Genomic DNA, 25,413 nt, shown 5'->3' with positions numbered 1-25,413 from the left:
GTGCTCAGATGCGGTCAGGAACCCTAGCCCGGCTCGCGGTGGCCGGACTGCTTCTCGCGGCCACGGCCGCGTGCGGCGGCGGATCAGGCGGCGAGACCGCCGACGGCAAGGTCGAGCTCCGCTTCACCTGGTGGGGATCGGACATCCGGCACCAGGTGACACAGAAGGCGATCGACGCGTTCCAGAAGGCCAACCCGAACATCGTCGTCAAGGGCGAGTACGGCGAGTGGAACGGCTACTGGGACAAGCTGGCCACCACCGTCGCCGCCAACGACGCCCCGGACATCATCCAGATGGACGAGCGTTACCTGCGCGAGTACGCCGACCGCGGCGCCCTGCTGGACCTCAAGACCCAGAAGGACGTGCAGACGGCGGACATCGAGCCGGCGTCGCTGGGCGCGGGTGACGTCGACGGCAAGCTGTACGGCCTGAACGCGGGCGTCAACGCCTACGCGATCCTGGCCAACCCCTCCCTGTTCGAGGCCGCGGGCGTGAAGATGCCCGACGACACGAAGTGGACGTGGGAGGAGTACGCCAAGATCGCGGCGCAGATCACCGAGAAGTCGTCCGACGGCGTGTTCGGCTCCCAGGCGTACGGCAACGACGAGGCCGGGCTCTCGGTCTGGGCCAGGCAGCACGGCGAGGCCCTCTACACCCCCGACGGCAAGCTCGGCGTGACCGTCCCGACCGTCACCTCGTGGTACCAGAACCTGCTGGACCTGCAGAAGGCCAAGGCGCTGCCGAGCGCCGACGCGACCACGCAGGACATGATCGCGCCGCTGGACCAGTCGATGCTGGCCACCAACAAGGTCGCCATGGGCTACTGGTGGACCAACCAGCTCAACGCGGTCAGCAAGGCCAGCGGCAAGGAGATGAAGCTGCTGCGCCTGCCCAGCGTCACCGGCAAGGCGACGGAGAACGGCAACTACTACAAGGCGTCGATGTTCTGGTCGGTGTCGTCGCGCACCGAGCACCCGGCGGAGGCGGCGAAGTTCGTCAACTTCCTCGCCAACACCACCGAGGCCGGCGACATCATCCTGTCCGACCGCGGTGTGCAGCCCAACACCAAGGTCCGGGCCGCGATCACCGACAAGCTGCCGGCCGGCGAGCAGCTCGCGCAGGCCTACATCGAGGACATCGCCGACGAGCTCGGCTCGGTGCCGACCGCCCCGCCGCCCGGTGGCGGCGGCGCGCAGAAGATCCTGCAGCGCTACACGCAGGACGTGCTGTTCGAGCGGCAGACCCCCGCGCAGGCCGCCGAGGGCTTCCTCAAGGAACTCGGCACGGAGATCGCCGGCTAGCCGAGGTCGTCTCCCCGGCCCGTGAACACTTCGGGCCGGGGCCGGGCGGGGGGCAGGTAGGCCGTCACCTCCAGGCCGCCGCCGTCGCGCGGGCGGGCGACCACGTCGCCGCCGTGCGCCCGCGCCACCGAGCGGACGATGGACAGCCCCAGTCCCGCGCTCTTGCCGGTGACCAGCCGGTCGGCGTTGAGCCGGCGGAACGGCTTGAACAGCTCGGGGACGTCGTACGGCGGGACGGCGGGCCCGGTGTTGCTGACCGTGACCGTGACCTGCCCGCCCGCCACGGTCCTGCTGGTGACGCGCACCCAGCCGGTGCCGTCGTCGACGTTGTGCCGGATGCCGTTCTCGACCAGGTTCAGCACCAGCCGTTCGAGCAGCATCGCGTCGCCGTTGGTGGGGGCGGGGAACGCCTGCTCCCGTACGGTGACGTTCTCCGCCTCGGCCTCCGCCGTGACCTGCGAGACGACGTGCGAGACCACGTCGGCCAGGTCCACCGGCGACCGGTCGGCGATCTCGTGCTCGGCGCGCGCCAGAAGCAACAGGCCGGAGATGAGCCGCTCGTGCCGGGCGTTGATCTCCAGCAGGCTCTCGCCGAGCTGCTTCACGTCCGGGGAGGCGGTGCGCCGGTGCATGGCCAGCTCGACCAGCGCCCGGTTGAGCGTCAGCGGCGTGCGCAGCTCGTGCGAGGCGTTGGCGACGAACCTGCGCTGCCCGTCGAAGGAGTGGTCCAGCCGCTCGACCATGGTGTCGAAGGTGTCCGCCAGCTCCTTGACCTCGTCGTGCCGGCCGACCAGCGCGATCCGTTCGTGCAGGCCGCGCTCGGCCATCGGCGCGGCGGCGATCCGCCGGGCCGTGGCGGTCACCCTGTGCAGAGGGGCGAGCACCCGGCCGGAGATGATCCAGCCCAGGCCGATCGCCGCGCCGCCCACCACGACCACCGCGACCGTCCCCTGGACGAGCAGTGAGGTGACCGCCGCCGCGCGCAGGTCCAGCTCCTGCTGCTCCAGGAGCCGCTGCTGATCCTCCATCAGCTGCTGAGCCTGGCCGAGGGTGAGCACAGTGCCCTGAGTGTGCAGCCTGAGGACACGCCCGGAGCCGTACTTGTTGTCGAAGAGCCGGGTGAGCTCCTGGTTGAACAGCAGGTAGGAGACGCCGATGAGCATCATCCCCGCGACGAGGAACAGGGCGCCGTAGACCAGGGTCAGCCGGGCCCGCAGGGTGAGCGGCGTCTTCACGGGATCCGGTACCCCGTCCCCTGCACGGTCAGCACGACCGGCGGATCGCCGAGCTTGCGGCGCAGTTTGAGCACGGTGAGGCGGACCACGCCGGTGAACGGGTCGGCGTTCTCGTCCCACGCCTTCTCCAGCAGCTGCTCGGTGGAGACCACCGCGCCCTCCGCCCGCATCAGCTCGGCCAGCACGGCGAACTCCTTCTTCGACAGCGGGACGTACCGCTCTCCCCGGAAGACCTCGCGGCGGGCCGGGTCGAGCGTGAGCCCGGCGCGCCGCAGCACCGGCGGCGCGGCCGGCCGGCAGCGGCGGCCCAGGGCGTGCACGCGGGCGGCGAGCTCGGCGAAGGCGAACGGCTTGGCGAGGTAGTCGTCGGCGCCCAGCGACAGCCCGGTCACCCGGTCGCCGATCTCCCCGGCGGCGGTGAGCATCAGCACCCGCGCGGTGGATTCGGACGCCACCAGTTCCCGGCAGACGTCGTCACCGTGCACGATCGGCAGGTCGCGATCCAGGATCACGATGTCGTAGTCGTTGACCGCGAGCCGCCGCAGTGCCGCCCCGCCGTCGTTCGCGGTGTCCACCGCGTGTGTCTCCTCGCGCAGCCACTCGGCTATCGCGTCGGCGAGCATCGGCTCGTCCTCGACCACCAGAACCCGCATGACCAGTGCCCTCCCTTGACCTGGGGCCGATGGTGGCGCATGTCCTGTTTGTTCGCTGTTAGCGCTCATGGAAACCGTGAGGAAACCGCTCCTTCGGTTGCATCTGTCCCGACGGCCGGGACAGGACCGGCCGCTGGACGAGGAGAACACCGATGCGAGGACGAATCCTCGGCGTGACCGCGTTGCTCGCGCTGGCCCTGGCCGGATGCGGCTCGGGCGGCGAAGGAGGCGCCGACGTGGCGTCGGCCGACGGCGCGCGGCCGACCACCGGCGGCTCCGCCGCGCCGAGCCTCAGCAGGGAGGATCGGGGCCTCAAGTGGGCGCAGTGCATGCGCGAGAACGGCGTCGACGTGCCCGACCCCAAGCCCGGCCAGGGCGTCAGGATGACGATGGGCCCGGGCTCCGAGGGGGCCATGGACAAGGCCAGGGAGGCCTGCAAGGAGTGGCAGCCGTCGGGCGGCGACGGGGCGGGCAACCCCCAGAACGGCGAGCGGATGCGCACCCTCGCCAAGTGCATGCGGGACAACGGCGTGGAGGAGTTCCCCGACCCTGAGGGCAACACCATGCGCATGACCAAGAAGGTCGCCGACGACCCCGACTTCCCGGCGGCCCAGAAGAAGTGCCAGTTCGACCTCGGAGGTTCTTGATGGCCTCGGCCACCCTGGACGAGAAGGTCTCCGGGCGCCGCCCCCGCAGGCGCGGGAGGAAGATCGTCGGGCTGCTCGCCGTGGTGGCCCTGGCCGGCGCGGCACTCGTGGCGGCGAGCAACGCGGGGCTGCTGAAGGGCGGTGGCGCGACGCCGAGCGCCGCCGCCGTGCTGCCTCCCGCCACCACCCAGATCGCCAAGGAGACCCTGGAGGACACACTGGACGCGGACGGAGAGCTCGGCTACGGACCCGCGACCACGGCGGTCAGCCGCAAGCCCGGCACGATCACCTGGCTGCCCGGCAGCGGCGACCAGATCACCCGCGGCAAGGCGCTCTACAAGATCGACAACGATCCGGTGGTGCTCATGTACGGCGGGACGCCCGCGTACCGGGACCTGAGGACCGGCACGGAGGGCCGGGACGTGCGCAACCTGGAACGCAACCTCAGCGAGCTCGGCTACACCGGCTTCACCGTGGACGACGAGTACACCTGGGCCACAGCCGAGGCGGTCATGGAGTGGCAGGACGATCAGGGCCTGGAGGAGACCGGGGTCGTCGAGCTCGGCCGGGTCGTGTTCGCCGACGGCAAGGTGCGCGTCGACACCCTGGAGAGCCAGGTCGGCCAGCCGGCCGCGCCCGGCCAGAAGGTGCTGTCCCACACCGGCACCACCAAGGTCGTCACCGTGCGGCTGGACGCGGAGGACCAGCGGCTGGCCAAGCAGGGGGCGCGGGTGTCGGTCACCCTGCCCGACGGCGAGGACGTGACCGGCAAGATCACTGAAGTGGCCACGGTCATCGTGCCGGGGGAGGGCAACGAGGAGCCGGAGACCAAGGTCGAGGCGCTCATCGCCATCAGCGCCAAGGCGCGCAAGGCGACCGCCGGGCTGGACCAGGCCTCGGTGGACGTGACCTTCACCGCGGCCAAGCGCGAGGACGTGCTCACCGTGCCGATCGTCTCCCTCGTGGCGCTGCGCGAGGGCGGCTTCGGCGTCGAGGTCGTCGAGGGCGCCGGCACCCGGTACGTCGCGGTGGAGGCGGGGTTGTTCTCCGGCGGCCGGGTCGAGATCAGCGGCGACGGGCTGGCCGAGGGCATGACCGTGGGGACCGTGAAATGACCCACCCCATGATCGCGCTGTCGCAGGTGAGCAAGGTCTATCCCGGTGGCGTCACCGCGCTGGCGTCGGTCACGCTGGAGATCGCGCGGGGCGAGATGGCCGCCATCGTCGGGCCGTCCGGCTCGGGCAAGTCCACGATGCTCAACACCATCGGCACGCTGGACCGCCCCACGTCGGGGACCGTGCGCATCGACGGCTACGACGTCTCCGCCCTGTCGGACAACCAGCTGTCCGCGCTGCGGGGGACCCGGATCGGGTTCGTCTTCCAGCAGTTCCATCTGGCCGCGAACGTCCCGGCGCTGGACAACGTGGCCGACGGCCTGCTCTACGCCGGCCTCGGGCCGGCCGAGCGGCGCCGCCGGGCCCGGGTCGCGCTGGAACGGGTCGGCCTCGGGCACCGGATCGACCACGAGCCGCACGAGCTGTCCGGCGGTGAGCGGCAGCGCGTCGCCATCGCCAGGGCGGTGTCCGGCGACCCGCCGCTGCTGCTGGCCGACGAGCCGACCGGCGCCCTGGACTCGGTCTCGGGCGCCGGCGTGATGGAGCTGCTGCACGACCTGCACGCCTCGGGCACCACCGTCCTGATCATCACGCACGACCGGGAGATCGCCGCCGGCCTGCCCCGGCAGGTGTCGATGCGCGACGGGCGTATCGTCGCGGACTCGGCGACTAATGGGGGCGTCGCGGACTCGGCGACTAATGGAGGCGTCGCGGACTCGGCGACTGGTGGGGATGGCGCGGACTCCTCTTGGGCGGCCGTTGAGCGTGCTCGGTCCGGGGCGGCGTGATGGCGGCCGTCGATCACCTGGACCGGCCCAGGCTGTCGCCGCCCCGGATGGGCCCGCGCGACGTGCTGCGGGTCGGCGCCGTCGGCCTGCGCACCCGTCCCATGCGCGCCTTCCTGTCGGCACTCGGCATCGCCATCGGCATCGCGGCGATGATCGGCGTGGTCGGCATCTCCTCGTCCTCGGGCGCCGAGCTGGACCGGCAGCTCTCCGCACTGGGCACCAACCTGCTCACCGTCTCCGCCGGGCAGACGATCACCGGTGAGGAGGCGAAGATGCCGGTGGACGCCGAGGCGATGATCGAGCGGATCGGCCCGGTGGAATCTGTCTCGGCCACCGCGTACATCGAGGACGCCAAGGTCTTCCGCTCCGAGCAGATCCCCCAGGCCCAGACCGGCGGCATCTCCACCTACGCCGCCCGCCTCGACCTGCTCGACTCCGTGGGCGCGACCGTGCGCAGCGGCGCCTGGCTGACCGAGGCCACCCAGACCTACCCGGCCGTGGTGCTCGGCTCGACCGCCGCCGAGCGGCTCGGCGTGACCACGGCGGGCCCTGACACCCAGGTGGTGATCGGAGGCGAGCGGTTCACCGTCGTCGGCATCCTGGCCCCGGTGGCGCTGGCCGCCGACCTCGACACCGGGGCGATGGTCGGCTGGCCGGTGGCGGAGCGGGTGCTGGACTTCGACGGACACCCCACCACCCTGTTCACCCGCGCCGACGAGCGGCAGATGGAAGCTGTCCGCGACGTGCTGCCCGGCACCGCGAACCCGGAGGCGCCCAACGAGGTCGACGTGTCCCGCCCCTCGGACGCGCTCGCCGCCAAGCAGGCAACCGACCAGGCGTTCACCGCGCTGCTGCTCGGCGTCGGCGCGGTGGCGCTGATCGTCGGCGGCGTCGGGGTGGCCAACACCATGGTCATCTCGGTGCTGGAACGGCGCTCGGAGATCGGCCTGCGCCGCTCACTGGGCGCCACCCGGGGTCAGATCCGCACGCAGTTCCTCGCCGAGTCGCTGCTGCTGTCAGCGATGGGCGGCGCGGGCGGCGTCCTCATCGGCGCCGGCGTCACCATCGGCTACGCCTACGTCAAGGGCTGGCAGGCGGTGATCCCCGCCGAAGCCACGGCGGCCGGCCTGGCGGCGACCCTGCTGATCGGCGTCATCGCCGGCCTCTACCCGGCCGTCAGAGCCTCCCGCCTCTCCCCGACCGAGGCCCTGGCCACCACGTAGCACCGGTCTGTCATGCCCCGCGCACGGGGCATGACAGACCCGATCACTCGCCCAGCAGTCGCCAGAGGGTCTGCGGGGCGAGGGGCGTGTCGGTGATCCGATCCGCGATCTCCGGTACGGCGGCGGCGACCGCGTTGCCGATGGCGGCCGGTGGGCCGATCGTGCCCGCCTCGCCGACGCCCTTCATGCCGCCCGGCGTGATCGGCGAGGGCGTCACCAGGGAGACGATCCGCACCTCGGGCACCTCGTGCGCGGTGGGCGGCAGGTAGTCGACGACCGGCTGCCCGTCCTCGGCGTAGCCGACCTCCTCGGTCAGCGCCATGCCGATGCCCTGCGCCACCCCGCCCCGGATCTGCCCTTCGACGATGTCCGGGTTCACCTGCACACCGCAGTCGTTGACCACCCAGTACCCCTCCAGCTCCACCGCGCCGGTCTCCGGGTCGACGGCGACGGCCGCCGCGTGCGCGCCGTAGGCGTAGGTGTAGTCGGCCGGGTCGTACGTCGCCCGTTCCTCCAGGCCGGGGGAGAAGCCGTCCGGCAGGTCCCAGCCGCGCCACGCCGACGTGGCGATCTCCCGCAGCGGCAGCGCCGTCTGCGGATCCCCCTTGACCTGTACGGCGGACGCGACGATCTCCAGGTCACCGGGGGCCGCTTCGAGCCGGTGCGCCGCGAGGGCGATGATCTTGTCGTGCAGCCGGGTGGCCGCCTCGCCGAGGGCCGCGCCGCCGACCGCGAGGGCCCGGCTGGCGATGGACCCCACCGGCGAGTACGGCGTCGACGCGGTGTCCCCCAGCACCACCCGGACCCGTTCCATCGGCACCCCCACCCGGTCGGCGGCGATCTGCGCCAGCGCGGTCTCGATGCCCTGCCCGATCCCGGACAACCCGGTCGACACCACCACCGACCCGTCGGAGTTCATCCGCAGCAGCGCGGCCTCGTAGCCGCCTTCCTGGATGCCCGACGCCTTCAGGCCCATGGACGGTCCCATGCCGGTGCTCTCCACATGGCAGGAGTAGCCCACGCCCCTCCTGCGCCCGTCGTCCCCGCTCGGCGGCGTCACCAGCTCCCGCAGCGTGCGCAGCGCCCTCGGATAGTCGCCCGAGTCGTACGTCAGCCAGATCCGGTTCCCGCAGGGCAGGTCCTCGGGCCGCAGCATGTTGCGCAGCCGCAGCTCGACCGGGTCCAGCCCGAGCCGCCGCGCGGCCTCGTCGACCAGCCGCTCCCTGGTCCAGGCGGCCTCCGGCTGGCCGTACCCGCGATAGGAGCCGGTCGGCGTGGTCGTGGTGACCACGCCGCGCACCCGGGCCCCCGCCCGGTCGAACCGGTACGGTCCCGGCAGCAGCGTGGCCGTCACCGCGGCCGGCCCCGCGCCCACGTTGGAGGGATGCGCCCCGAGATCGGCCACGATGTCGGCGTGCAGCGCCACGAACCGGCCATCCCCGTCCAGCGCCAGCCGCCCTCGGTGCACGGCGGCCCGCGACGGCAGGCTGGCCACCAGCCGGTCGCCGGGTGACTCCGTCCAGCTCACCGGTCGCCCCAGCCGCACCGAGGCCAGGCAGGCGAGCAGCTCGTCCGGATAGAGGTGCTCCTTCGCCCCGAACCCGCCGCCGACGTCCGCGCCGATCACCCGTACCCGGTCGTGACCGAGCCCCAGCGCGTCCGCCGCGTGCTCGCGCACGTTGTGCGCGGCCTGCGTGGAGATTCTGATCGTCAGCTCCTCGCCGTCGTAGGAGGCCACGACCCCGCGCGTCTCCATCGGGTACGGCGAGACGCGGCCCAGCCTGAACGTCATCTCGACCACATGCTCGGCGGCCCCGATCGCCTCCTCGCAGTCGTCTCCCATCGGGAAGTCGGTGACCACGTTCGTGTCCCACTCGGGGTAGAGCAGCGTGGCGTCGGCGGCCAGCGCGCGCTCCACGCCGACGACCGCGGGCCGCTGGTCGAACTCCAGGTCGACCAGGTCGGCGGCGTCCCCGGCGGCTTCCGGAGTGGCGGCCACGACGACCGCGACCGGCTGGCCCACGTACCGGATCGCCTCCTCCAGCACCGGATAGGCCGCCAGCCGCTGCCCCGGCGACAGCCCGGCACAGGGGAGCCGGACCCCGGCCACGTCCGCCGGGGTGATGACGTCGAGCACGCCGTCGGCGGCCCGCGCCGCCTTGGTGTCGCACGCCACGAGCCGCCCGTGCGCGATCGGGCTGCGCACCACGACGGCGTACGCCATGCCGGGCAGCCGGATGTTGCCGACATATCGTCCACGTCCGGCCAGGAGCCGGGCGTCCTCTAGACGGGGAGTCCTGGAACCTACGTACGCGTGGTCAGCCATGACCTCGATTCTGTGCGCGATGAGAGCCTGCGTCCATGAGCCGCACGGTGACCGTGCGGCCCATGGACGTTCGGCTCAGGCCAGCAGGCCGTCGCCGATCCACCCGTCGGGCGCGCAGCCCGGCGGGATGGCGAAGACGGCCGAGCCGATCGCCGTCACCCACTCGTTGAGCAGATCCCCCTCGGCCAGCCGACGCTGAACGGGGACGAACTGCCGCTCCACGTCCGCCTGGTAGGAGGCGAACAGCAACCCCGAGTCCGACGTGCCGTCCTTGGACAGGCCCTCGTCATAGTTGTACGGACGCCGCAGGATCCGGGCGGCAGGATCGGCCGTCCGCGCCCGCCTGATGTGGGCGAACTCGGAGATGACCGGGAAGCCGAGCCCGTTGAGCCGCTCGAAGTCCGGCTCGTCGCGCTCGGCCCGGCCGGTCAGGGGAGCCCCCGTGTCCAGCCGCCGCCCGACGGTGAACTCCCTGGCCACCCGGTCGGCCGCGTCCCACGACTCCAGCTCCATCCGGATGCGCCGCAACACCAGCGTGGTGCCGCCGCGCAGCCAGGCGGGCCCCTGACCGATCCATACGGCACGGTCGAGATCGGTCGGGTTGACCGTGCCGTCGAGCTGGCCCATCAGGTTGCGCTGGGTGTGTCCGGGTGTCCCCAGATGGGCACTGCGGCGAAAGCCCCGCTGGGTCCAGCGCACCCGGGCGAAGGACCGCGTGTCCTTGACGATCATCCGCAGCGCGTGCGCCACGGTGAGTGCGTCGTCGGCGCAGATCTGCACCAGCAGATCCCCGCCGTTCCACTCCTCGCGCAGCTTGTCCGTCTCGAACGCGGGCAGCGGCCGGACCGGAGAGTCCACCTTCGCCGCGGCGAACAGCCCCGGCCCGAAACCGAACGTCACGGTCAGCCGGGCCGGGTCCGTGGCCAGCTCCGGCTCGGTGTCGGCCAGGGCGGGCCGCCCCTGGGTGAGGCGGCGCGCGTCATCGGTCAGCAGCCGCAGCAGCCGGCCGAGCGCCTCCTTCCCGGTGTCCGGCAGCAGGTCGAAGGCCACGAAGACCGCGTGCGCCTGCGGAGTCGTGGCGACCCCCGCCTGGTGCACGCCGTGGAACGGCTCCACGGCAGGCCCGGTGGCGGTGGTGCTCGCGGCGGGAACCAGCGCGCCCGCCGCGGTGACGGCGCCCCCGGTGATCAGCCCTCTTCTGGTGATCCGACCGGCCATCACTCGTGCCCCATGCCGGGCTGGTAGTCCTCCTTGCCTCCGGCGAAGTCCTTGCCCACGGCGGTGAACTCCAAGGGCTGCCCGCCCTTGACCGTCAGCGTGAACGGGATGTGCGCGCCCGGCTTCACCACCTCGGCGACCCCCATCAGCATGATGTGGTCGCCGCCGGGCCGCAGCTCGTGGGTGCCGCGCGCGGGAATGACGAAGCCGCCCTCCTTGGGCCTCATGATCATCTTGCCGTCGGAGTCCACCACTTCGTGCAGCTCGATCTTCGGAGACAGCGGGGACGCGCCGGAGACGATCGTCACCTCGGCGTCGGTGTTGTTGACCAGGGTGCCGAAGGCGGCAGTCATCCCCTTCTCGGCCGTCTTCACCCAGGGATCGGTGATGGAGAGTCCCGCGGCGGTCGTCGCGGCGGCGGCAGGCGGCCGGGCCTCAGCGGCGGCGGTCGACCGGGTCGTGGTAGCGGTGTCGGTGGTGTCGGCTGTGTCGGTGGTGGAGCCGCACCCGCTCAGCGCCACGACGGCGGCGGCGGCGAGCAGAATCACAGGACGGGAGTACATGAACATGCCTTTCTGCGCCCGCGGCGAAGTATCCCCGCAGGCGTGGGTCGTCGAAAAGGGTCAGCTGGTTTCGACGACCATCGGCGGTCCCCGCCTGCTGAGCACGTGCCGCAGCACGGCCGACCGCAGCACCGGCGGCTCGGCCACGGCTCCGGCGAAGAAGGGCGTCTCGGGCACCGGCGGCAGCAGCACGGCGAGCAGCCGTACGGCCAGCCGGCGCAGCAGCGCCCAGAGCAGGGCCTCTCCGCGCGCCAGCCACAGCGCGGTCAGCAGCGTCGCCCAGGAGTGCGCGACCAGCATCCCGAGATCCGGCACCAGCCCGCCGGAACCGTGCACGGCGTGCGCGACGGCCTGGCCGGGAGAGCCGGCATGCGACAGCGAGAACAGCAGGTGCAGGGCGAGCTGGAGCCCGCCCAGCAGCGGCAGAATGGCGTGCACGGTCCGCTCGCGCCCCGCCACCGGGAACGCGGCACAGGCGGCCATCCAGAACGCGGCCACCATGGCGTCCCCGGACACCGTCCCGCCGCCGAAGACATGCGCGCCCGCGCCCAGCCCAAGGCACACCACGGCGAACACCATGGTGCGAAGAAGGCGAAACGGCATGCTCGGGGTCACGATGCCGACATCATGACACGCCGCACCACCGCCCCCTTTCCGAACCCGCCTAATCCTCCGCACATCGATCGGAGTGAGCACTCACTCTGCCTATTGACGGAGTGAGTACTCACTCCTTACTGTGGTCGGTATGAGCGACACACCGCCACGGCGCAGAGCGCCGGGAATGAGCCCCGAGGAGCGGCGCGCCATGATCGTCGCCGCCGCCCTCCCCCTGGTCGCCGAGTACGGCACGGCCGTGACGACCAGCCAGATCGCCAGGGCCGCCGCCATCGGCGAGGCCACCATCTTCCGGGTGTTCACCGACAAGGAGGAGCTGTTGGACGCGTGCATGGCCGAGGCGATCCAGCCGGACCACGTGGTCAAGGAGATCGCCTCCATCCCCCTCCACCAGCCGCTCGCGAGCAGACTGGCGGAGACCGTCGACGCGCTCGCCGCCCATCTGGAGCGTGTCGGCACCGTGCTGGGCGCCCTGCACGCCGGCGGCCACGGCCGGGGCCGGCAGCGGGAGCGCCCGCAGCCGGGCGGACGGGAGGCCTCCATGCGGCTGATCAGCGACGCGGTGACCGACCTGATCGAGCCCGACGCGGAGTCGCTCCGCCTCCCGCCCGACCAGATAGCCACGATCTTCCTGTCGCTGCTGTACACCCAGAAGCGCGGGGCCACGCCGAGCGACCTCCCGGTGCCGGACCTCGTCGACGTGTTCCTGCACGGCGCCATGAAGCACCCCCAGGCGTGACCCGTCCACGCTCCCGGCCACCGCCGTCCTTCAGGCTGAGCACGAAAGGATTCAGCACGAAAGGATTCAGTACGGAAGGATCAAGCACGGCCAGGATCAGCACGGCCAGGATCGCGAGCACGCACACCAGCAGGACGGTCAGGCCCGCCTGGGCGGCGGCCGGCCAGCCGTCGCCCAGGGAGCCGAGGAGCACCGCCCCGGTGACCGTGCCGCCGAGCACGCCTCCGCCTTCCTGTACGGTGCCGAGCACGCCGGCCGCCGCCCCCGACCGCTCCGGTCGTACGCCGGCCAGCGCGCCGGAGATCAGCGGCGACATGAGCAACCCCATCCCGCCCCCGGCCACGACGAGGGCGACGGCCGACCAGTAGGGTGCGGCGCCGATCACCTGGTGCAGCAGGCCCAGCCCGAGCAGCAGGGTGAGCGCCCCGGACACGGGCACCCGCCTGCCGTACCGCTCCACCAGCAGCCCGGTCCGCAGGGAGGTCACGAAGAATCCTGCGTTGAGCGCCGTGCCCAGCACCCCGGCCGCCAGGGCGCTGAGTCCGGCCCCGTCCTGCAGATACAGCGCCAGCACGAACGACAGCCCCGCCGAGGTGCCGAAGAGCAGCGCGATCGCGGGTAATCCCGCGGCGAACCCCGGCTCCCTGAGCACGACCAGATCCAGCAGCGGCTCCCCACCCGTCACCGTCAGCCTGCGCTGCCGCCTGACGAAGGCGGCCAGGAGGGGAACCGCGGCGCCGAAGGACACCCAGGTCCACAGCGCCCACCCGTACTCACGCCCCAGGGTCAGCGGCAGCACGACGGCGACCAGCCCCGCCGCCACCAGCCCCGCCCCGGCAAGATCCAGCCGAGCTCTCCGGCGGACGCGGGGGACCGCCGCGCCGGTCGTCGGGAGGACGCGGGGGACCAGGGCCAGGGCCGTCAGGGCGAGGGGGACGTTCACCAGGAAGCAGGCTCGCCAGCCCAGCCCCCACGGGTCGGCTGCGATCAGCAGCCCGCCGATCGCCTGGCCGCTGACGCCGGCCAGGCCGACGGTGGTGCCGTACCAGCCGAAGGCCCGGGACCGGTGCGCGCCTGGGTACAGCACGCCGAGCAGGGTCAGCACCTGCGGCCCGAGCAGCGCCGCCGCGATGCCCTGCGCCACTCTGGCGAGCACCAGCACCCCCGGGGACGGCGCCGCGCCACAGGCCGCGGAGGCCAGCGCGAACAGGGCCAGACCGATCACGAAGACGCGACGCGGCCCGTACAGGTCCCCGAGCCGGCCGGAGATGATCAGCGCGGTGGCGTACGCCAGCCCGTACCCGGCGATGACCAACTGCCCGGCCGCCGCGTCGGCTCCCAGCCCGGCGCGGATCGACGGGACGGCGACGTTGGCGATGAAGAAGTCGAGCGTGGTCATGAAGACGGCGACCAGCACGACGGGCAGCGCCCACCAGCGGTTCGGGACGGGCACGAGGTCTCCTGAGGGTGAGGACGGGGGCGGTGGATGAACACCGCGAGCCCGGAATCGGTTGACCTCACCCTCGGAGCGGACGGTTACGGTTTCCCACGGATCGGCTACGGACCGGCGGCATAATGACCCGCAATGCCGAAATTTCCTGACCTCTCGACGTATGCGGCGGACATCGCGCCGGTCATCGACGCGGTTCACGTCAACGTGCACGCCGCTGCCCGCGCGGTCCGCGAACAGCTCGCCGGAGCGCCGGACCCGTCCCCCGGCTTCCTGAACGACCTCCGCTTCACCCTCCCGCTCCGCCCCCTCACCCGCGCCGGGCTCGCCGCCGTCTACAGGTACGCCACCGCGGCCGAACGCGAGAGCGCCATCCAGGACCACCTGAAGCAGGGCACCCTGTCCGAGGCCCCAGACGGCCTGCTGCACGCGACGGATCGCGGCCTGGCGACCATCCAGCGCCTGTACGCGCTCCACGCCGCCGCCGTCGAGCGAGTCTGGCCCGGTCCCGACGTCCCCGCCCTCGCCGCCCTCACCGCCCAAGTCCTCACCCAGGCCCAGCAGGACCACCTCGAAGCCACGCCCGGCCGCCCCGGGTCCGGTCGCTCGGGGGAGGCTGGGGGCGGCGCGTTCGCGGTGGTGGTGCCTCCGTACGAGCCGCAGGGCACCCCGCCAGGCGTGCTGCTGTTCAACCGGCTCGCCGCCCTCCGCTACCACCGCGCGGACGCGCATGCCGCGGCCTGGCAGGAGGCGGGCCTGTCGGTGGCCGAAATCGTCGCCCTGAAGCCCGGCCCGGCACGCGAACGCATCGAATCCCGGACGAACCAGCGCGCCGCCCGGCCGTACAGAAACCTCACGGAGTCGGAGCGTGCGTTCATGTACGGCGGGCTGCTTCGCCTGGCGTGAGGCGGCGATCAGAGCACGGTGCGACTACGACTTGGGCATAGTTCGCAAACTGCCACCTCCCGGTAACCATCAGAGGAGCGCACTATGGTCAAGTACCTCTACGAGGAGAGTGTGGTGGATCAGGACCTGCCCGGTGGTGCGCGGTTGATCGTGGGAGTGGACGAGTCTCCGGCCGCGCGCTGGGCGCTGGCCTGGGCCATCGGCGCGGCGCGGCTGCACCGCATGGCGCTGGTCGCGGTGCACGTCAGCCGGGCGCCCGTGCATCCCTTCCCTGAGGCGCTGCCCGTGCAGCAGGCCATCAGGCAGGGGGAGGAGGCTCGCGGCGGCGAGGTGGTGGCCAGGGTGTTCGAGGACGTGGCGGGCGGGATGCCCGACGACCTCACCACCGCCGCGGTATCGCGGGTCGGCGATCCCGGGTATCACCTCGTCGACCTGGCGCGCGAGGGCGACCTGCTGGTGCTCGGCCGGGGGCGGCGCGGGCTGGTCAGCCGCCTGTTCCTGCCCTCCACGTCCATGTACTGCGCGCGCCACGCGCGAGCCACGGTGGTGATCGTGCGTCAGCCGGTGCCGCCGGACGACCCGCAGCTGTCAGGTGAGCGGGGCCGGCGGTTCTGGGGTCGCGGGCACTACCAGTGACCTTCTCAGCAGTTCGAGGCCGCCGGGGATGGCGCTCTGCTCGATCGCGCCGTAGCCGATGACCAGGCCGGGCTGGGCCGGGCTCTCGCCGCAGTAGGCGTCGAGCCGCTCGACGCCGAGGCCGGGTCGCTGCCGTACCGTGACCCCGGGCGCGAGCCGGGCGCACAGGTGCAGGCCTGCCGCGGAGGGCACCACGCGCAGCCGGTCCTCGCCGGACAGGGTGTCGGCGATCAGCGCGTGCCGGGCGGCGTACACGCGGGTGGCCTTCCTGATGTGCCTGGCCAGCAGGCCCTCGTCGATGAACCGGGCCAGCGCGGCCTGCGTCGGCAGCTCGCCGTGCCAGTCGGAGATCCGCTTGGCGGCGGTCAGTGCGGGCCCGAGCGAGGCCGGGGCGACCAGGAAACCGAGCCTGAGCATGGGCAGCAGGGTCTTGGAGAAGGAGCCCACGTAGATCACCCGGCCGGCCCGGTCCAGGCTCTGCAGCGGCTCCAGCGGGCGCTCGCCGAAGCGGAACTCGCTGTCGTAGTCGTCCTCGATCACCACCGCGTTCCGCCGCTCGGCCCACGCCAGCAACGCCGCCCGACGGCCCAGTGACATCGGCGTGCCCAGCGGGAACTGGTGCGACGGCGTGACGTACACCAGCCGTGCCGCACCGGGAAGGGCGGAGACGTCCAGTCCCTCCCCGTCCACGGGCACCCCGACGACCCGCGCGCCGAGCGAGCGGAACAGCAGCCGCGCGGGCGGGTAACCGGGCTCCTCCACGGCCACGCAGGCGCCGGGCTCGATCAGCACCCGGCCCACCAGGTCGAGCGCCTGCTGCGCGCCGTTGGTGATGAGCACGTCCCCGGCGCCGGCGCGCACCGACCGGCTGACGCCGATGTGCCGGGCGATGGCCTCCCGCAGGCCCTCGTGCCCCGACGGGTCGCCGTAGCCCCCGGCGCCGCGCCGCAACTCGCGGTTCACCAGCCGACGCCAGCTCTCCATCGGGAACAGCCCCGCGTCGGGCACGCCGACGCGGAAGTCGTACGCGGCCCGCCGAGCTCTCGACCCGTACGGCGCGTCGGGGTGGGCGGCGCCGGGGATGTACGGCGCGTCCGGGTGGTTCGTGCCGGGGGTGGGGGAGACGCTGGCGGTGGGGCCGGTGATGTCCTCCCACACGGCGCGGGGGCGTACGACGCCCTTGGGGGCGGCTCGGCCGCGCACCGGCTCGGCCGACACGAACGTGCCCGCGCCCGCGCGGCCGACCAGGAAGCCGTCGGCGACCAGCCGGTCGTAGGCGACGGCGACGGTGTTGCGTGAGACGTCCAGCCGCCGGGCCAGCTCACGCGTCGGCGGCAGCCGTTCGCCGGACCTGAGCCGCCCGTCGAGGACGGCCTCCAGGAGCTGGCGGTAGATCTGCGCCGTCAGGTCGCCCCGCCCCGACAAGGTCACGTGTACGTCCATCTTGGCCCAATCATTTCGCCGGAAATTGGAGCTTATATCGGGACAAGCTTCGGCCTAGCGTGGGGCGGCATGACAGAACGAATGAACCTCGGCAAGCTGGCCGGCGACGCCTACCGGGCCATGGCCGGACTCGACCGGTTCGTGAGCGCGAGCACCCTGCCCAAGCCGCTGCTGGAGCTGGTACGGCTGCGCGCCAGCCAGATCAACGGCTGCGTGTACTGCGTGGACTCGCACAGCTCGGACGCCAAGCGGGCGGGCGAGAGCGACGCGAGGCTGTACGCCGTGGCGGTGTGGCAGGAGGCCCCCTTCTTCACCGCCCAGGAGCGCGCGGCCCTGGCCTTCACCGAGGCCGCGACCAGGCTGTCCACCGGCGACGTGACCGACGAGATCTGGCAGCGGGCCGCCGAGCACTTCACCGAGGAGGAACTGGCCGCCCTGGTGGTCGCCCTGGCCACCATCAACGCGTGGAACCGCATGGGCGTGGCCACCAGGATGACCCCGGAGTCCTACGAGGCCTGACCGGCCCCGTTCACTTGAAGGCCCGCAGCCGCAGGCTGTTGCTCACCACGAAGACGCTGGAGAACGCCATCGCGGCACCCGCGATCATCGGGTTGAGCAGCCCCGCGGCGGCCAGCGGCAGGGCGGCCACGTTGTAGGCGAAGGCCCAGAACAGGTTGCCCTTGATCGTGGCCAGCGTCCTGCGCGACAGCCGCAGGGCGTCGGCCGCCACCCGCAGGTCGCCGCGGACCAGCGTGAGGTCGGACGCCTCGATGGCCGCGTCGGTGCCGGTGCCCATGGCCAGCCCCAGATCGGCCTGGGCCAGCGCGGCGGCGTCGTTGACGCCGTCGCCCACCATGGCCACCACCTTGCCCTCGGCCTGCAGCCGCTTGACCACGTCCACCTTGTCGGCGGGCAGCACCTCGGCGATGACCTCGTCGATGCCGACCTCGGCCGCCACGGTCCTGGCGACCGCCTCGTTGTCACCGGTCAGCAGCACCGGAGTGAGCCCGAGGGCGCGCAGCCGCTCGATCGCCTCCTTGCTGGTGCCCTTGATCACGTCGGCCACGACCAGCAACGCGCGCGCCCGGCCGTCCCACCCCACGGCGACGGCGGTGTGCCCGGCGGCCTGCTCCCGCGCCAGCTCGTCCGCAAGCTCGGCCGGCAGGTGCTGCGACCACTCCCGCAGCAGCTTCGGCCGTCCGACCAGCACCGCGTGGCCGTCGACCACTCCCTGCACGCCGAGCCCTTCGACGTTCGCGAAGTCCTCGACCGTGGCCGTGGACCCGGCCGCCTTGGCGATGGCGCGGGCGATCGGGTGCTCGGAGGCGTGCTCCAGCGCACCGGCCAGCCTGAGCACCTCGTCGCGGTCCTCGCCCTCGGCCAGGTGCACGCCGACGAGCGTCATCCGGCCTTCGGTGACCGTGCCGGTCTTGTCCAGCACGATCGTGTCGATCCTGCGCGTGGACTCCAGCGCCTCCGGTCCCTTGATCAGGATGCCGAGCTGGGCGCCCCTGCCGGTGCCGACCAGCAGCGCCGTGGGGGTCGCCAGGCCGAGGGCGCACGGGCAGGCGATGATCAGCACGGCGACCGCGGCGGTGAAGGCCGCGCCCGCGCCGTTGCCGGTGCCGAGCCAGAACCCGAGCGTGGCGACGGCCAGGCCGATCACGATCGGCACGAAGATGCCGGAGATCCGGTCGGCCAGCCGCTGGACGGCCGCCTTGCCCGTCTGCGCCTCCTCCACCAGCCTGGCCATCTGGGCGAGCTGGGTGTCGCCGCCCACCCGGGTGGCGCGCACGAGCAGCCGCCCGCCCGCGTTGACGGTCGCGCCGACCACGGCATCGCCCGGGCTCACCTCCACCGGCACCGACTCGCCGGTGAGCATCGAGGCGTCGATGGCGGAGGTGCCCTCCTCGATCACGCCGTCGGTGGCGACCTTCTCACCAGGCCGTACGACGAACGTGTCGCCCGGCTCCAGCGAGTCGATGGACACCCGTCGGCCGTCGGCCAGCTCGACGTCCTTGACGCCCAGCTCCATCAGCGCCCGCAGAGCCGCCCCCGCCTGCCGCTTCGACCGCGACTCGAAGTAACGCCCGGCCAGGATGAACGCCGTCACCCCCGCCGCGGCCTCCAGATAGATGTTGCCGGAGCCGTCGGTCCGCTGGATCGTCAGCTCGAACGGGTGCGACATGCCAGGAACTCCGGCCGTACCGAAGAACAGCGCCCACAGCGACCAGCCGAGCGCGGCCAGCGTGCCCATCGAGACCAGCGTGTCCATCGTCGCCGTGCCGTGCCGCAGGTTGGTCCAGGCGGCCTTGTGGAACGGCCAGCCCGCGTACACCACCACCGGCGCCGCCAGCGTCAGCGACAACCACTGCCAGTACGTGAACTGCAGCGCGGGAATCATCGCCATCGCGACCACGGGCACGCTCAGCACCACCGCCGTGATCAGCCGGTCACGCAGTCCGTTGTCAGGTTTGTCCACAGGCTGTGGATCGCCGGTGCGCGGCGGGGCGGGGAGCTCGGCCGAGTAGCCGGCCTTCTCCACCTCGGCGACCAATTCCTGGGGGTCGAGGTCGTCCGGGAAGGTGACCTTCGCCTTCTCTGTCGCGTAGTTGACCGTCGCCGTCACGCCTTCGAGCTTGTTGAGCTTGCGCTCGATGCGGTTGGCGCAGGACGCGCACGTCATGCCACCGATCGTGAGCTCGACGGCCTTTTCCTCGATGAGGGAAGACATCACCTCTCCTTTCCCTCGTCCCGTGTTCCTCTTGGCTCAGTGGGTGTGGGCGGGCGCTTGCTCGGCCGTCGCCGTGAAGCTCGCCGTACGGACTTCGCCGTCGTGCTGGAAGTCCAGGAACAGACGGTAGTCGCCCACGCTGGGCACCTCGGCGTAGAACGTGATCTCCGGCCCCGCGGTGGTCCTGCCGTCGCCCGGCTCGCCGTCCGGGTGGACGTGCAGGTAGGCCAGGTCGCCCGCGCGCAGCGCCACCAGGTGGCCGTAGGCGCCCAGGTAGGGCTGCAGGTCCTTGACCGGCTTGCCGTCCTTGGTGACCTTCAGCGTGAGCTTGCTCGAGTGGCCCGGCTCCAGGTCCCCGTCGAGGGTCACCGTGTAGTCGCCCACCTTGGCGGTGCGGCCAGCCTGCGGCAGAGCCTTCGGTTCGTAGTCGCCGGGGGCCTGCAGGTCCACGCCGAGCGTCAGCTTGTCGGCGCCCGTGGGGGCGAAGTCGGCGAAGGCGCGGTAGGCGCCGGGCTCGGGCAGCTCCAGCTTGACCGACCAGACGCCGTCCGCGCCGAGCGTCGGGTGCAGGTGCTGGAAGCTGGTCAGGTCGCGGGAGGCGACGATGAAGTGGAGCTTCTTGTCGTGCTCGACGTCGTACTCGGTGACGGGCTTGCCGTCGGGGCCGGTGACGTTGAAGCGGAAGTCGGCGGCCTTGCCGGTCGCTGGCTTGGTCAGCGGGGTAAGGGTGTAGCCGTTCTGGGACACTTGGAGCCCCCCGGGGGTATCGCTCTCGTTGTGTGCTGCCTCGCCGTGATCGTCGGTGTGCCCGGCGTCCTGCGTGGGCTCGTGGGCTGTGTCGTCGGCCGCTGGTGACGTCATGTCGGCGTGCCCTGTCGGGCTCGCCGTGGCGGGCGCGGCCATGTCGGCATGGTTTGTAGGGCTTGCCGTGGCCTGGCCGGCCGGGCCCGTGGCGGGCCCGGCCTGACCCAGCGCGTTTCCCGCCCCCAGCGCCCCGGCGAAGATCACTGCCAGTCCGGCGCCGTACAGCCCGAGGCGTACGGCCGTGTTCATGAGGCGCCGGCCAGCTCGTAGCCGGCCTCCTCCACCGCGGCGCTGATCCGCGCCTGGTCGACAGGGCTCTCGCTCACCACGGTCAGCGCGCCGCTCGCCAGGTCCACCTCGACGGAGGTGACGCCCGCGACCTCGGCGACCTCCTCCTTGACCGAGCTCACGCAGTGGCCGCAGGTCATGCCCTTGACGGTGTAGGTGGCGGTGCTCATGGGTGGCTCCTTCACGGGGTCGTATTCTTGATCTATCCAGTCTAACACCGTACCCCCCTAGGGTATTCTCCCGGGCCGGGAAACGCCGCCCTTCCCTTCCTTGTACGGCCAGAAGAGGTGCGGGGATCAATCTCCCAGCTTGCCCAGGCTGTCACATATACCCCTAGGGGGTACTTGTGGGGAACTTAACATACCGAGAGGGGGTATGTCCACACACCTGGCGCGCGCACTCGGCCGCAACATGCGGCATGATCCAAGAGGGGCCGGGCGCATGCTGTCCCACCTGGGACGGATGGCCCGTTCCTCGAACAATCCGTACATCTGGTTCTGGCAAACACAAGGACCGCAGCCATCCCTTGCTAGGCTGCTTGTCAACCGTTGGGTCTCACCCCGGCAGGTGAGACCGTCGAAGAAGTGGGGTCACACCGTGAAGAAGCTGCTTGTTCTGGCGCTGGTCGCCCTTGGGGGGTTGCTGGTCTGGCGTAAGGTGCAGGCTGACCGCGCCGAGCTCGATCTCTGGACCGAGGCCACCGGTAGCGAGAACTAACCGACCGGCGAGGCGATGAGTGACGTCGTCCCCATCAAGCTGGTGTGCCTGGACCTGGCAGGCACGACGGTCGGTGACATCGCCATGGTCGAGCGCGCTTTCGCCGAGGCGATCGCCACCCAGGGCATAGTCCCCGGGACCGGAGCGTACGCACGAGCCATGGTTCACGTGCACCGGTCCCGGGGCCGCCCGACCATCGACGTCTTCCGCGGCATCTTCCCCGACGACGAAGCCCAGGCCCAGGCGGCCAACCTGACGTTCGAGCGCTCCTACGAGGGGCTGCTGGAGCGTACGGGCCTCGTACCCATGCCTGGAGTCCTTGAGGTCTTCGACAAGCTCCGCGGCTCGGACATCCACCTCGCATTGATCACCGGCTTCAGCCGGACCACCCTGAGCCGTGTCCTCAGCGTGCTCGGGTGGCATGACCAGGTCGACCTCGCCATCTGCCCCGAAGACGCGGGCGGCCGCGGCCGGCCCTGGCCCGACATGGTGCTGCACGCCGTGCTCCGCCTCGGCGTCGACGACGTACGGCAGGTGGCGGTGGCGGGCGACGCAGAGAGCGACATGCGCTGCGGCCGCAGCGCCGGCGCCGCGATCGTGGCCGGCGTGATGACGGGTGTGCACAGCCGCGAGCGGCTCCTCCTGGGAGGGGCGACCCACATCCTGGACTCGATCGTCGACCTGCCTGAGTTGATCCTCAGCGAGGGGGCGGGGACGACGCGGATGCCGCAGGGGGACGGGTAAGCTATCTTCGTCTCGAAGGGGCCTTAGCTCAGTTGGCAGAGCGCCTGCTTTGCAAGCAGGAAGTCAGGAGTTCGAATCTCCTAGGCTCCACCAGGTAGAACACCCCGCCACTGATCTTGTGACGGGGTGTTCGGGCCATTAACGGGCCATTAGCCATCCTGGTCCAGCCTCTTCCTCTCGGCCTCCACACGAGCGCTGAGAGCATCCGCGATCCGCTGGTCAGCGTCCTTGGTCGCGTGCTGGTAGATGAGCGCAGCCCGATCGCTGTCGTGCCCCATCCGTGCTTTGAGATCGGCCAGGCTCGCCCCTGACTGCGCGGCCAGCGTGTTGCCCGTGTGGCGAAGATCGTGGAAGTGCAGGCCGGCGAGCCCCATCTCCTTGAGCGCCTCACCCCACTTCGCGGCACGCCGGAAGTTGCTGCCCCGCAGGAACCCGCCCAGCTTGCCGAGGAACACGAACGCGTCCTCTTCTGGCTCGACATACGACGCGAGATGTTCGGTGAGCGCCGGAACGATCACCGCAGGGATGCCGACCGCACGGCGACCGGCCTTGGACTTGACCGGGCACAGGCGCATCTCCCCGCCGTCCAGCTCGATGAGCTGTTCCCGGATCCGGACCGTGCGCGCCACCAGGTCGAGGTCATGCCGCCGGAGTGCGATCACCTCACCCCATCGCAGGCTTGCGAACGTGGCCAGCAAGATCAGCGCTCGGAACCGCTTGTCCGCCATCCGGTCGGCGAGCTCGAATACCTGAGACACCGTGATCACGGATCGCTCGGGAGTGTGTTCGTTGTCTGCACCCTTGATCCGGCACGGGTTGCGGCTGATCATCTTGTCTTCTTCCGCCGCTGTCATCAGTACGGCCCGCAGGAGCCGGTACGCCTTGGCGACCGCCGAGACCGACGCGCCCTGCTCCAGTCGTTCAGACCGCCAGGCGCGAATCATCTGTGTTGTGATCTTTCCGACCTGGACACCACCGAGGGTCGGCATGATGTGTCGATCCAGCAGCCACGTGTAGTTCTCGATGGTCTTGGGGCGCAGGCCGGGACGCTCCTTGATCCACGCTCGGGCGTAATCGCCCAGCAGAAGCTTCCCGCGATCGGGATCCGTCCATTCGCCTGAGATCATCTGGGCTTCGACGAGCGTGAGCGCACGGTCGGCTTCGGTCTTGGTGGCATAGGTGGTCGCCCCGGTTCGCAGACGCCCGTCCGGTCCCGGATATCGGATCTGGAATCGGCCGGACTCCCGCTTGCGGATATTGCCGAAACGGCGATGTCCGTCTTTGTTGGCCATCAGGCAGCCCTCCTCTTAACGGTGTCGGTCGTCATCGGCGTGACGGTTCCGGCGACGACGAACGCGATCAGCGCGGACTCTCGGATGCGGACATGGCGCCCGACTTTCACGAATTCGATCCGGCGTTCGGCGATCAGGCGGCGGACGAAGCGCTCCGAGGTGTGCAGCAGTTCGGCGATTTCAGGGACGGTGAGAAGTTGCTCCATGGTGTTCCTCCTCAGGCCGCGTCCGGTGTTGCCGAAAGATCTTGGCCGTCTGCTCTGGCTTCCAGCTCTCTGAGGTGGGCTCGCCAGCGCTGGCGTTCGTGGACCGACCGGAGGAGCCGGACGGCGAGGGATGGCACGTTGGCGTCTCCGGCCGGGATCGGTCGCCAGATGTAGCGGTGTGGGTCGGTGGGTTCGTCGGCTTGGCCGAGGGCTTGCAGGACCCAGGTGCGGCGGTCTTGCTTGTGTTCGGCGAGGGTCTTGTTGCTCCACTTGCGGGAGACCAGGACGCGGCGTCCGGCGTAGCCGAGGTGTTCGGGCTTGTGGGCCTTGCCACGGCAGTGGCCGGGGATCATGCCGGGTTTGGCGCTCTTGGGCTGGACGCCGTAGCGCAGCCAGTTCGGGCAGGTGGGTGAGCAGGGCTCGTAGCGCAGGGCGTCCAGCATGCGGGTGACGTGCTCGCGCTGGGCCTGGCCGCTGTCGAGGGTGTCACCGAGAGACTTGGTCAGGTACTTGGACAGATACTGGATGCACTGGTCAGCGTCCGGGGTTCCGGAGAGAACGCCTTGCACGTCCACCTGTTCACCGAAGCGGAGCACGTGGAGGGGTTCGGCGTCCTCGTCCAGGGCGTCGAGGGCCTCGTCCCAGGTGGGCAGAACCTCACCGGTTGCCGGGTCGAGGTAGCCGGCCTCCTCGTCCCAGACGGGCAGGTGATCGCCGTCGAAGCGCACCTCGTCGGCCTGTGGCCACCACACCTGGTGATAGGTGGCGGCGGCGATCTGCTTGATCTCCGCTCGTGGCAGGGTGCCCCGGATGGCCATGTGCAGGTGTGGGGCAAGCCGCTTCTGAGGTTCGACGGCGGCGAAGTACTGCACGTCATAGCCCGCGACCCGGCGCAGGTTCTGCACGAATCGATCAACGAGCTTGGAGAAGTGCAGCGCGTCCCGAGCCGAACGCCGGTAGTCGTAGGTGTTCGGATCGACGGGGACGCCGTCACGGACCTTGCCATAGCTGGGCAGGGTGAGCGTGACGAACAGTGACGGCCGATAGACCTTGCCGTCGGAGCCGGTGAAGGTGCGCCCCAGGGTGGTGCTGGTCATCTTGCGCTTGGGCAGGTCCGGGGCGTCCTGCCGACGCCGGGTCGATCGGGTGCGCTTGGGCACCGCGGATCCGGTGACGCTGCCCCGCATCCCAGCCGCGTTGATCTCCTCGTCCAAGCTCGCGAGAACGGCGTCCAGGTCGGTGGTGTCGTCGCCGGCCTGCTCGGCGGCATCGCGCTTGGCCTGCATGTCGGCACGGAACTCGATCAGTCGGCGCTGTTCCTCGCTGGCCTCGTCCGGGGTGATGGCCGGTTCGGTGTCGAGGTGCCAACCTTCACGGCACTGGGCCATGCGGAGTTGCCGGTTGCGCTTGGCGCAGGGAGGGCACTTGCTGTCCAGGGTGGAACCGCATGGCACGTCGATGATCTCGGAGGCGCCGGTGACGGTGTCGAGTCGCCGCAGCGGGATGGGCCGGATGCAGACGCCGTGGAGCTTGGCGACCTCTTCGAGCACATCCCGGGCCATCGGCATGGCTTGGCGGACGGCCCGGGGAAGTGCGCGGTCGTGCGCATGGGTCATGTGAACCTCCCTTCGTTGACGTCAAGGACGATGAACGCGATCTGGCCGCAGGCGCGGCACTCGACCAGGGCGCGGACCGGGTCGAGCCAGAGAGCGTTCACGGTGTTGCAGGTGGCGCAGCGCAGCTCTTCCAGCAGCTCACGCATCAGAGCTC

Annotated in this window: 25 protein-coding genes, 1 tRNA gene and 1 pseudogene; 12 read left to right on the top strand and 15 right to left on the bottom strand. The window is 71.2% G+C overall.

What is annotated here, in order from left to right; genetic code table 11:
* The first annotated feature begins 8 nt into the window (after positions 1-8).
* Complete coding sequence (locus tag ACTMTF_RS37675; RefSeq protein ID WP_397013515.1) at positions 9-1,301, top strand: ABC transporter substrate-binding protein; 1,293 nt, start codon at positions 9-11, stop codon at positions 1,299-1,301.
* Here the strand turns inward: ACTMTF_RS37675 and ACTMTF_RS37670 are convergent.
* Positions 1,298-2,536: a sensor histidine kinase gene (locus ACTMTF_RS37670; protein ID WP_441114947.1), complete on the bottom strand. Its 1,239-nt coding sequence runs from the start codon at positions 2,534-2,536 to the stop codon at positions 1,298-1,300. The genes ACTMTF_RS37675 and ACTMTF_RS37670 overlap by 4 nt on opposite strands.
* Positions 2,533-3,189, bottom strand: a complete 657-nt coding sequence (locus tag ACTMTF_RS37665; protein WP_397013519.1) for a response regulator transcription factor — start codon at positions 3,187-3,189, stop codon at positions 2,533-2,535. Before ACTMTF_RS37665 ends, ACTMTF_RS37670 begins: the two co-directional genes overlap by 4 nt.
* A 152-nt stretch (positions 3,190-3,341) precedes the next feature.
* Here ACTMTF_RS37665 and ACTMTF_RS37660 point away from each other — a divergent pair, with 152 nt between their 5' ends.
* The 4 genes from ACTMTF_RS37660 to ACTMTF_RS37645 are packed head-to-tail and all read left to right on the top strand — an operon-like array spanning position 3,342 to position 6,962.
* Complete coding sequence (locus tag ACTMTF_RS37660; RefSeq protein WP_441114946.1) at positions 3,342-3,836, top strand: hypothetical protein; 495 nt, start codon at positions 3,342-3,344, stop codon at positions 3,834-3,836.
* Positions 3,836-4,951 carry a peptidoglycan-binding protein gene (locus ACTMTF_RS37655; RefSeq protein ID WP_441114945.1) on the top strand — a complete coding sequence of 372 codons (1,116 nt, stop codon included), beginning with the start codon at positions 3,836-3,838 and terminating at the stop codon, positions 4,949-4,951. Before ACTMTF_RS37660 ends, ACTMTF_RS37655 begins: the two co-directional genes overlap by 1 nt.
* Complete coding sequence (locus tag ACTMTF_RS37650; protein WP_441114944.1) at positions 4,948-5,739, top strand: ABC transporter ATP-binding protein; 792 nt, start codon at positions 4,948-4,950, stop codon at positions 5,737-5,739. Before ACTMTF_RS37655 ends, ACTMTF_RS37650 begins: the two co-directional genes overlap by 4 nt.
* Positions 5,739-6,962 (top strand): ABC transporter permease, encoded by a 1,224-nt coding sequence (locus ACTMTF_RS37645; RefSeq protein ID WP_441114943.1) that lies wholly within the window; start codon positions 5,739-5,741, stop codon positions 6,960-6,962. The genes ACTMTF_RS37650 and ACTMTF_RS37645 overlap by 1 nt, the downstream gene beginning before the upstream one ends.
* Positions 6,963-7,005: 43 nt before the next feature.
* Here ACTMTF_RS37645 and ACTMTF_RS37640 read toward each other — a convergent pair whose 3' ends face one another.
* The 4 genes from ACTMTF_RS37640 to ACTMTF_RS37625 all read right to left on the bottom strand — a co-directional run bounded on the left by ACTMTF_RS37640 (position 7,006) and on the right by ACTMTF_RS37625 (position 11,672).
* Positions 7,006-9,288, bottom strand: coding sequence for a xanthine dehydrogenase family protein molybdopterin-binding subunit (locus tag ACTMTF_RS37640; protein WP_441114942.1), 2,283 nt, complete (start codon positions 9,286-9,288; stop codon positions 7,006-7,008).
* Between the two features lie 75 nt (positions 9,289-9,363).
* Positions 9,364-10,506: a Dyp-type peroxidase gene (locus ACTMTF_RS37635; protein WP_441114941.1), complete on the bottom strand. Its 1,143-nt coding sequence runs from the start codon at positions 10,504-10,506 to the stop codon at positions 9,364-9,366.
* The gene (locus tag ACTMTF_RS37630) at positions 10,506-11,069 is read right to left on the bottom strand and encodes a copper chaperone PCu(A)C (RefSeq protein ID WP_441114940.1); all 564 of its coding nucleotides are present in this window, start codon (positions 11,067-11,069) and stop codon (positions 10,506-10,508) included. Before ACTMTF_RS37630 ends, ACTMTF_RS37635 begins: the two co-directional genes overlap by 1 nt.
* Positions 11,070-11,129: 60 nt before the next feature.
* A complete protein-coding gene (locus ACTMTF_RS37625) occupies positions 11,130-11,672 on the bottom strand; it encodes an MFS transporter (protein WP_441114939.1) in 543 nt (180 codons plus the stop codon).
* 142 nt (positions 11,673-11,814) lie between these two features.
* On the opposite strand from ACTMTF_RS37625, the gene ACTMTF_RS37620 reads away from it, so the two are divergent.
* Complete coding sequence (locus tag ACTMTF_RS37620) at positions 11,815-12,423, top strand: TetR/AcrR family transcriptional regulator (RefSeq protein ID WP_441114938.1); 609 nt, start codon at positions 11,815-11,817, stop codon at positions 12,421-12,423.
* A 103-nt stretch (positions 12,424-12,526) separates the two neighbouring features.
* Here the strand turns inward: ACTMTF_RS37620 and ACTMTF_RS37615 are convergent.
* Positions 12,527-13,840: pseudogene (locus ACTMTF_RS37615) on the bottom strand (MFS transporter); the annotation flags it as partial.
* A 168-nt stretch (positions 13,841-14,008) separates the two neighbouring features.
* Between ACTMTF_RS37615 and ACTMTF_RS37610 the strand changes: the two are divergent.
* Together ACTMTF_RS37610 and ACTMTF_RS37605 are read left to right on the top strand one after the other, a co-directional pair.
* Positions 14,009-14,779 carry a hypothetical protein gene (locus ACTMTF_RS37610; protein ID WP_441114937.1) on the top strand — a complete coding sequence of 257 codons (771 nt, stop codon included), beginning with the start codon at positions 14,009-14,011 and terminating at the stop codon, positions 14,777-14,779.
* An 84-nt stretch (positions 14,780-14,863) separates the two neighbouring features.
* Entirely contained in the window at positions 14,864-15,415 is a 552-nt protein-coding gene (locus tag ACTMTF_RS37605) for a universal stress protein (protein WP_397013537.1), read from the top strand.
* Here the strand turns inward: ACTMTF_RS37605 and pdxR are convergent.
* Positions 15,368-16,858: a MocR-like pyridoxine biosynthesis transcription factor PdxR gene (gene pdxR / locus ACTMTF_RS37600; RefSeq protein WP_441114936.1), complete on the bottom strand. Its 1,491-nt coding sequence runs from the start codon at positions 16,856-16,858 to the stop codon at positions 15,368-15,370. The genes ACTMTF_RS37605 and pdxR overlap by 48 nt on opposite strands.
* Before the next feature lie 69 nt (positions 16,859-16,927).
* On the opposite strand from pdxR, the gene ACTMTF_RS37595 reads away from it, so the two are divergent.
* Positions 16,928-17,377 carry a carboxymuconolactone decarboxylase family protein gene (locus tag ACTMTF_RS37595; RefSeq protein ID WP_441114935.1) on the top strand — a complete coding sequence of 150 codons (450 nt, stop codon included), beginning with the start codon at positions 16,928-16,930 and terminating at the stop codon, positions 17,375-17,377.
* A 10-nt stretch (positions 17,378-17,387) separates the two neighbouring features.
* Here ACTMTF_RS37595 and ACTMTF_RS37590 read toward each other — a convergent pair whose 3' ends face one another.
* From ACTMTF_RS37590 to ACTMTF_RS37580, 3 genes are read right to left on the bottom strand one after another with little or no spacing between them, the layout of a single operon-like run.
* Positions 17,388-19,592, bottom strand: coding sequence for a heavy metal translocating P-type ATPase (locus tag ACTMTF_RS37590; protein ID WP_441114934.1), 2,205 nt, complete (start codon positions 19,590-19,592; stop codon positions 17,388-17,390).
* Positions 19,593-19,628: 36 nt separating this feature from the next.
* Positions 19,629-20,645: a hypothetical protein gene (locus ACTMTF_RS37585; protein ID WP_441114933.1), complete on the bottom strand. Its 1,017-nt coding sequence runs from the start codon at positions 20,643-20,645 to the stop codon at positions 19,629-19,631.
* A complete protein-coding gene (locus ACTMTF_RS37580; RefSeq protein WP_441114932.1) occupies positions 20,642-20,854 on the bottom strand; it encodes a heavy-metal-associated domain-containing protein in 213 nt (70 codons plus the stop codon). The genes ACTMTF_RS37585 and ACTMTF_RS37580 overlap by 4 nt, the downstream gene beginning before the upstream one ends.
* 427 nt (positions 20,855-21,281) lie before the next feature.
* Between ACTMTF_RS37580 and ACTMTF_RS37575 the strand changes: the two genes are divergently transcribed.
* The 3 genes from ACTMTF_RS37575 (at position 21,282) to ACTMTF_RS37565 (ending at position 22,238) form a co-directional block, all read left to right on the top strand.
* On the top strand, positions 21,282-21,401 hold the full coding sequence (locus ACTMTF_RS37575; RefSeq protein WP_211264163.1) for a DLW-39 family protein: 120 nt from the start codon (positions 21,282-21,284) through the stop codon (positions 21,399-21,401).
* Between the two features lie 15 nt (positions 21,402-21,416).
* Positions 21,417-22,145 carry an HAD family hydrolase gene (locus ACTMTF_RS37570; protein ID WP_441114931.1) on the top strand — a complete coding sequence of 243 codons (729 nt, stop codon included), beginning with the start codon at positions 21,417-21,419 and terminating at the stop codon, positions 22,143-22,145.
* 17 nt (positions 22,146-22,162) lie between these two features.
* Positions 22,163-22,238 (top strand) — tRNA-Ala (locus ACTMTF_RS37565).
* A 56-nt stretch (positions 22,239-22,294) separates the two neighbouring features.
* Here ACTMTF_RS37565 and ACTMTF_RS37560 read toward each other — a convergent pair.
* Genes ACTMTF_RS37560 through ACTMTF_RS37545 form a run of 4 tightly spaced genes read right to left on the bottom strand, consistent with a single transcriptional unit; the run spans position 22,295 to position 25,405 of the window.
* A complete protein-coding gene (locus ACTMTF_RS37560; protein ID WP_441114930.1) occupies positions 22,295-23,437 on the bottom strand; it encodes a tyrosine-type recombinase/integrase in 1,143 nt (380 codons plus the stop codon).
* Positions 23,437-23,643 carry a helix-turn-helix domain-containing protein gene (locus ACTMTF_RS37555; protein ID WP_219546802.1) on the bottom strand — a complete coding sequence of 69 codons (207 nt, stop codon included), beginning with the start codon at positions 23,641-23,643 and terminating at the stop codon, positions 23,437-23,439. The genes ACTMTF_RS37560 and ACTMTF_RS37555 overlap by 1 nt, the downstream gene beginning before the upstream one ends.
* A gap of 11 nt (positions 23,644-23,654) precedes the next feature.
* Complete coding sequence (locus tag ACTMTF_RS37550; RefSeq protein ID WP_441114929.1) at positions 23,655-25,259, bottom strand: replication initiator; 1,605 nt, start codon at positions 25,257-25,259, stop codon at positions 23,655-23,657.
* Positions 25,256-25,405, bottom strand: a complete 150-nt coding sequence (locus ACTMTF_RS37545; RefSeq protein ID WP_441114928.1) for a hypothetical protein — start codon at positions 25,403-25,405, stop codon at positions 25,256-25,258. The genes ACTMTF_RS37550 and ACTMTF_RS37545 overlap by 4 nt, the downstream gene beginning before the upstream one ends.
* Positions 25,406-25,413 lie beyond the last annotated feature (8 nt).

The sequence above is a fragment of the Nonomuraea sp. ZG12 genome, from assembly GCF_052068115.1.
Lineage (GTDB): Bacteria > Actinomycetota > Actinomycetes > Streptosporangiales > Streptosporangiaceae > Nonomuraea.
This window is presented reverse-complemented; position numbering and strand designations above follow the sequence as displayed.

Coding starts and splice junctions, on each gene's coding strand:
- ACTMTF_RS37675 (WP_397013515.1), top strand. CDS start 9: ATGCGGTCAGGAACCCTAGCCCGGCTCGCGGTGGCCGGACTGCTTCTC.
- ACTMTF_RS37665 (WP_397013519.1), bottom strand. CDS start 3,189: ATGCGGGTTCTGGTGGTCGAGGACGAGCCGATGCTCGCCGACGCGATA.
- ACTMTF_RS37660 (WP_441114946.1), top strand. CDS start 3,342: ATGCGAGGACGAATCCTCGGCGTGACCGCGTTGCTCGCGCTGGCCCTG.
- ACTMTF_RS37655 (WP_441114945.1), top strand. CDS start 3,836: ATGGCCTCGGCCACCCTGGACGAGAAGGTCTCCGGGCGCCGCCCCCGC.
- ACTMTF_RS37650 (WP_441114944.1), top strand. CDS start 4,948: ATGACCCACCCCATGATCGCGCTGTCGCAGGTGAGCAAGGTCTATCCC.
- ACTMTF_RS37645 (WP_441114943.1), top strand. CDS start 5,739: ATGGCGGCCGTCGATCACCTGGACCGGCCCAGGCTGTCGCCGCCCCGG.
- ACTMTF_RS37640 (WP_441114942.1), bottom strand. CDS start 9,288: ATGGCTGACCACGCGTACGTAGGTTCCAGGACTCCCCGTCTAGAGGAC.
- ACTMTF_RS37635 (WP_441114941.1), bottom strand. CDS start 10,506: ATGGCCGGTCGGATCACCAGAAGAGGGCTGATCACCGGGGGCGCCGTC.
- ACTMTF_RS37630 (WP_441114940.1), bottom strand. CDS start 11,069: ATGTACTCCCGTCCTGTGATTCTGCTCGCCGCCGCCGCCGTCGTGGCG.
- ACTMTF_RS37625 (WP_441114939.1), bottom strand. CDS start 11,672: ATGCCGTTTCGCCTTCTTCGCACCATGGTGTTCGCCGTGGTGTGCCTT.
- ACTMTF_RS37620 (WP_441114938.1), top strand. CDS start 11,815: ATGAGCGACACACCGCCACGGCGCAGAGCGCCGGGAATGAGCCCCGAG.
- ACTMTF_RS37610 (WP_441114937.1), top strand. CDS start 14,009: ATGCCGAAATTTCCTGACCTCTCGACGTATGCGGCGGACATCGCGCCG.
- ACTMTF_RS37605 (WP_397013537.1), top strand. CDS start 14,864: ATGGTCAAGTACCTCTACGAGGAGAGTGTGGTGGATCAGGACCTGCCC.
- pdxR (WP_441114936.1), bottom strand. CDS start 16,858: ATGGACGTACACGTGACCTTGTCGGGGCGGGGCGACCTGACGGCGCAG.
- ACTMTF_RS37595 (WP_441114935.1), top strand. CDS start 16,928: ATGACAGAACGAATGAACCTCGGCAAGCTGGCCGGCGACGCCTACCGG.
- ACTMTF_RS37590 (WP_441114934.1), bottom strand. CDS start 19,592: ATGTCTTCCCTCATCGAGGAAAAGGCCGTCGAGCTCACGATCGGTGGC.
- ACTMTF_RS37585 (WP_441114933.1), bottom strand. CDS start 20,645: ATGAACACGGCCGTACGCCTCGGGCTGTACGGCGCCGGACTGGCAGTG.
- ACTMTF_RS37580 (WP_441114932.1), bottom strand. CDS start 20,854: ATGAGCACCGCCACCTACACCGTCAAGGGCATGACCTGCGGCCACTGC.
- ACTMTF_RS37570 (WP_441114931.1), top strand. CDS start 21,417: ATGAGTGACGTCGTCCCCATCAAGCTGGTGTGCCTGGACCTGGCAGGC.
- ACTMTF_RS37560 (WP_441114930.1), bottom strand. CDS start 23,437: ATGGCCAACAAAGACGGACATCGCCGTTTCGGCAATATCCGCAAGCGG.
- ACTMTF_RS37555 (WP_219546802.1), bottom strand. CDS start 23,643: ATGGAGCAACTTCTCACCGTCCCTGAAATCGCCGAACTGCTGCACACC.
- ACTMTF_RS37550 (WP_441114929.1), bottom strand. CDS start 25,259: ATGACCCATGCGCACGACCGCGCACTTCCCCGGGCCGTCCGCCAAGCC.
- ACTMTF_RS37545 (WP_441114928.1), bottom strand. CDS start 25,405: ATGCGTGAGCTGCTGGAAGAGCTGCGCTGCGCCACCTGCAACACCGTG.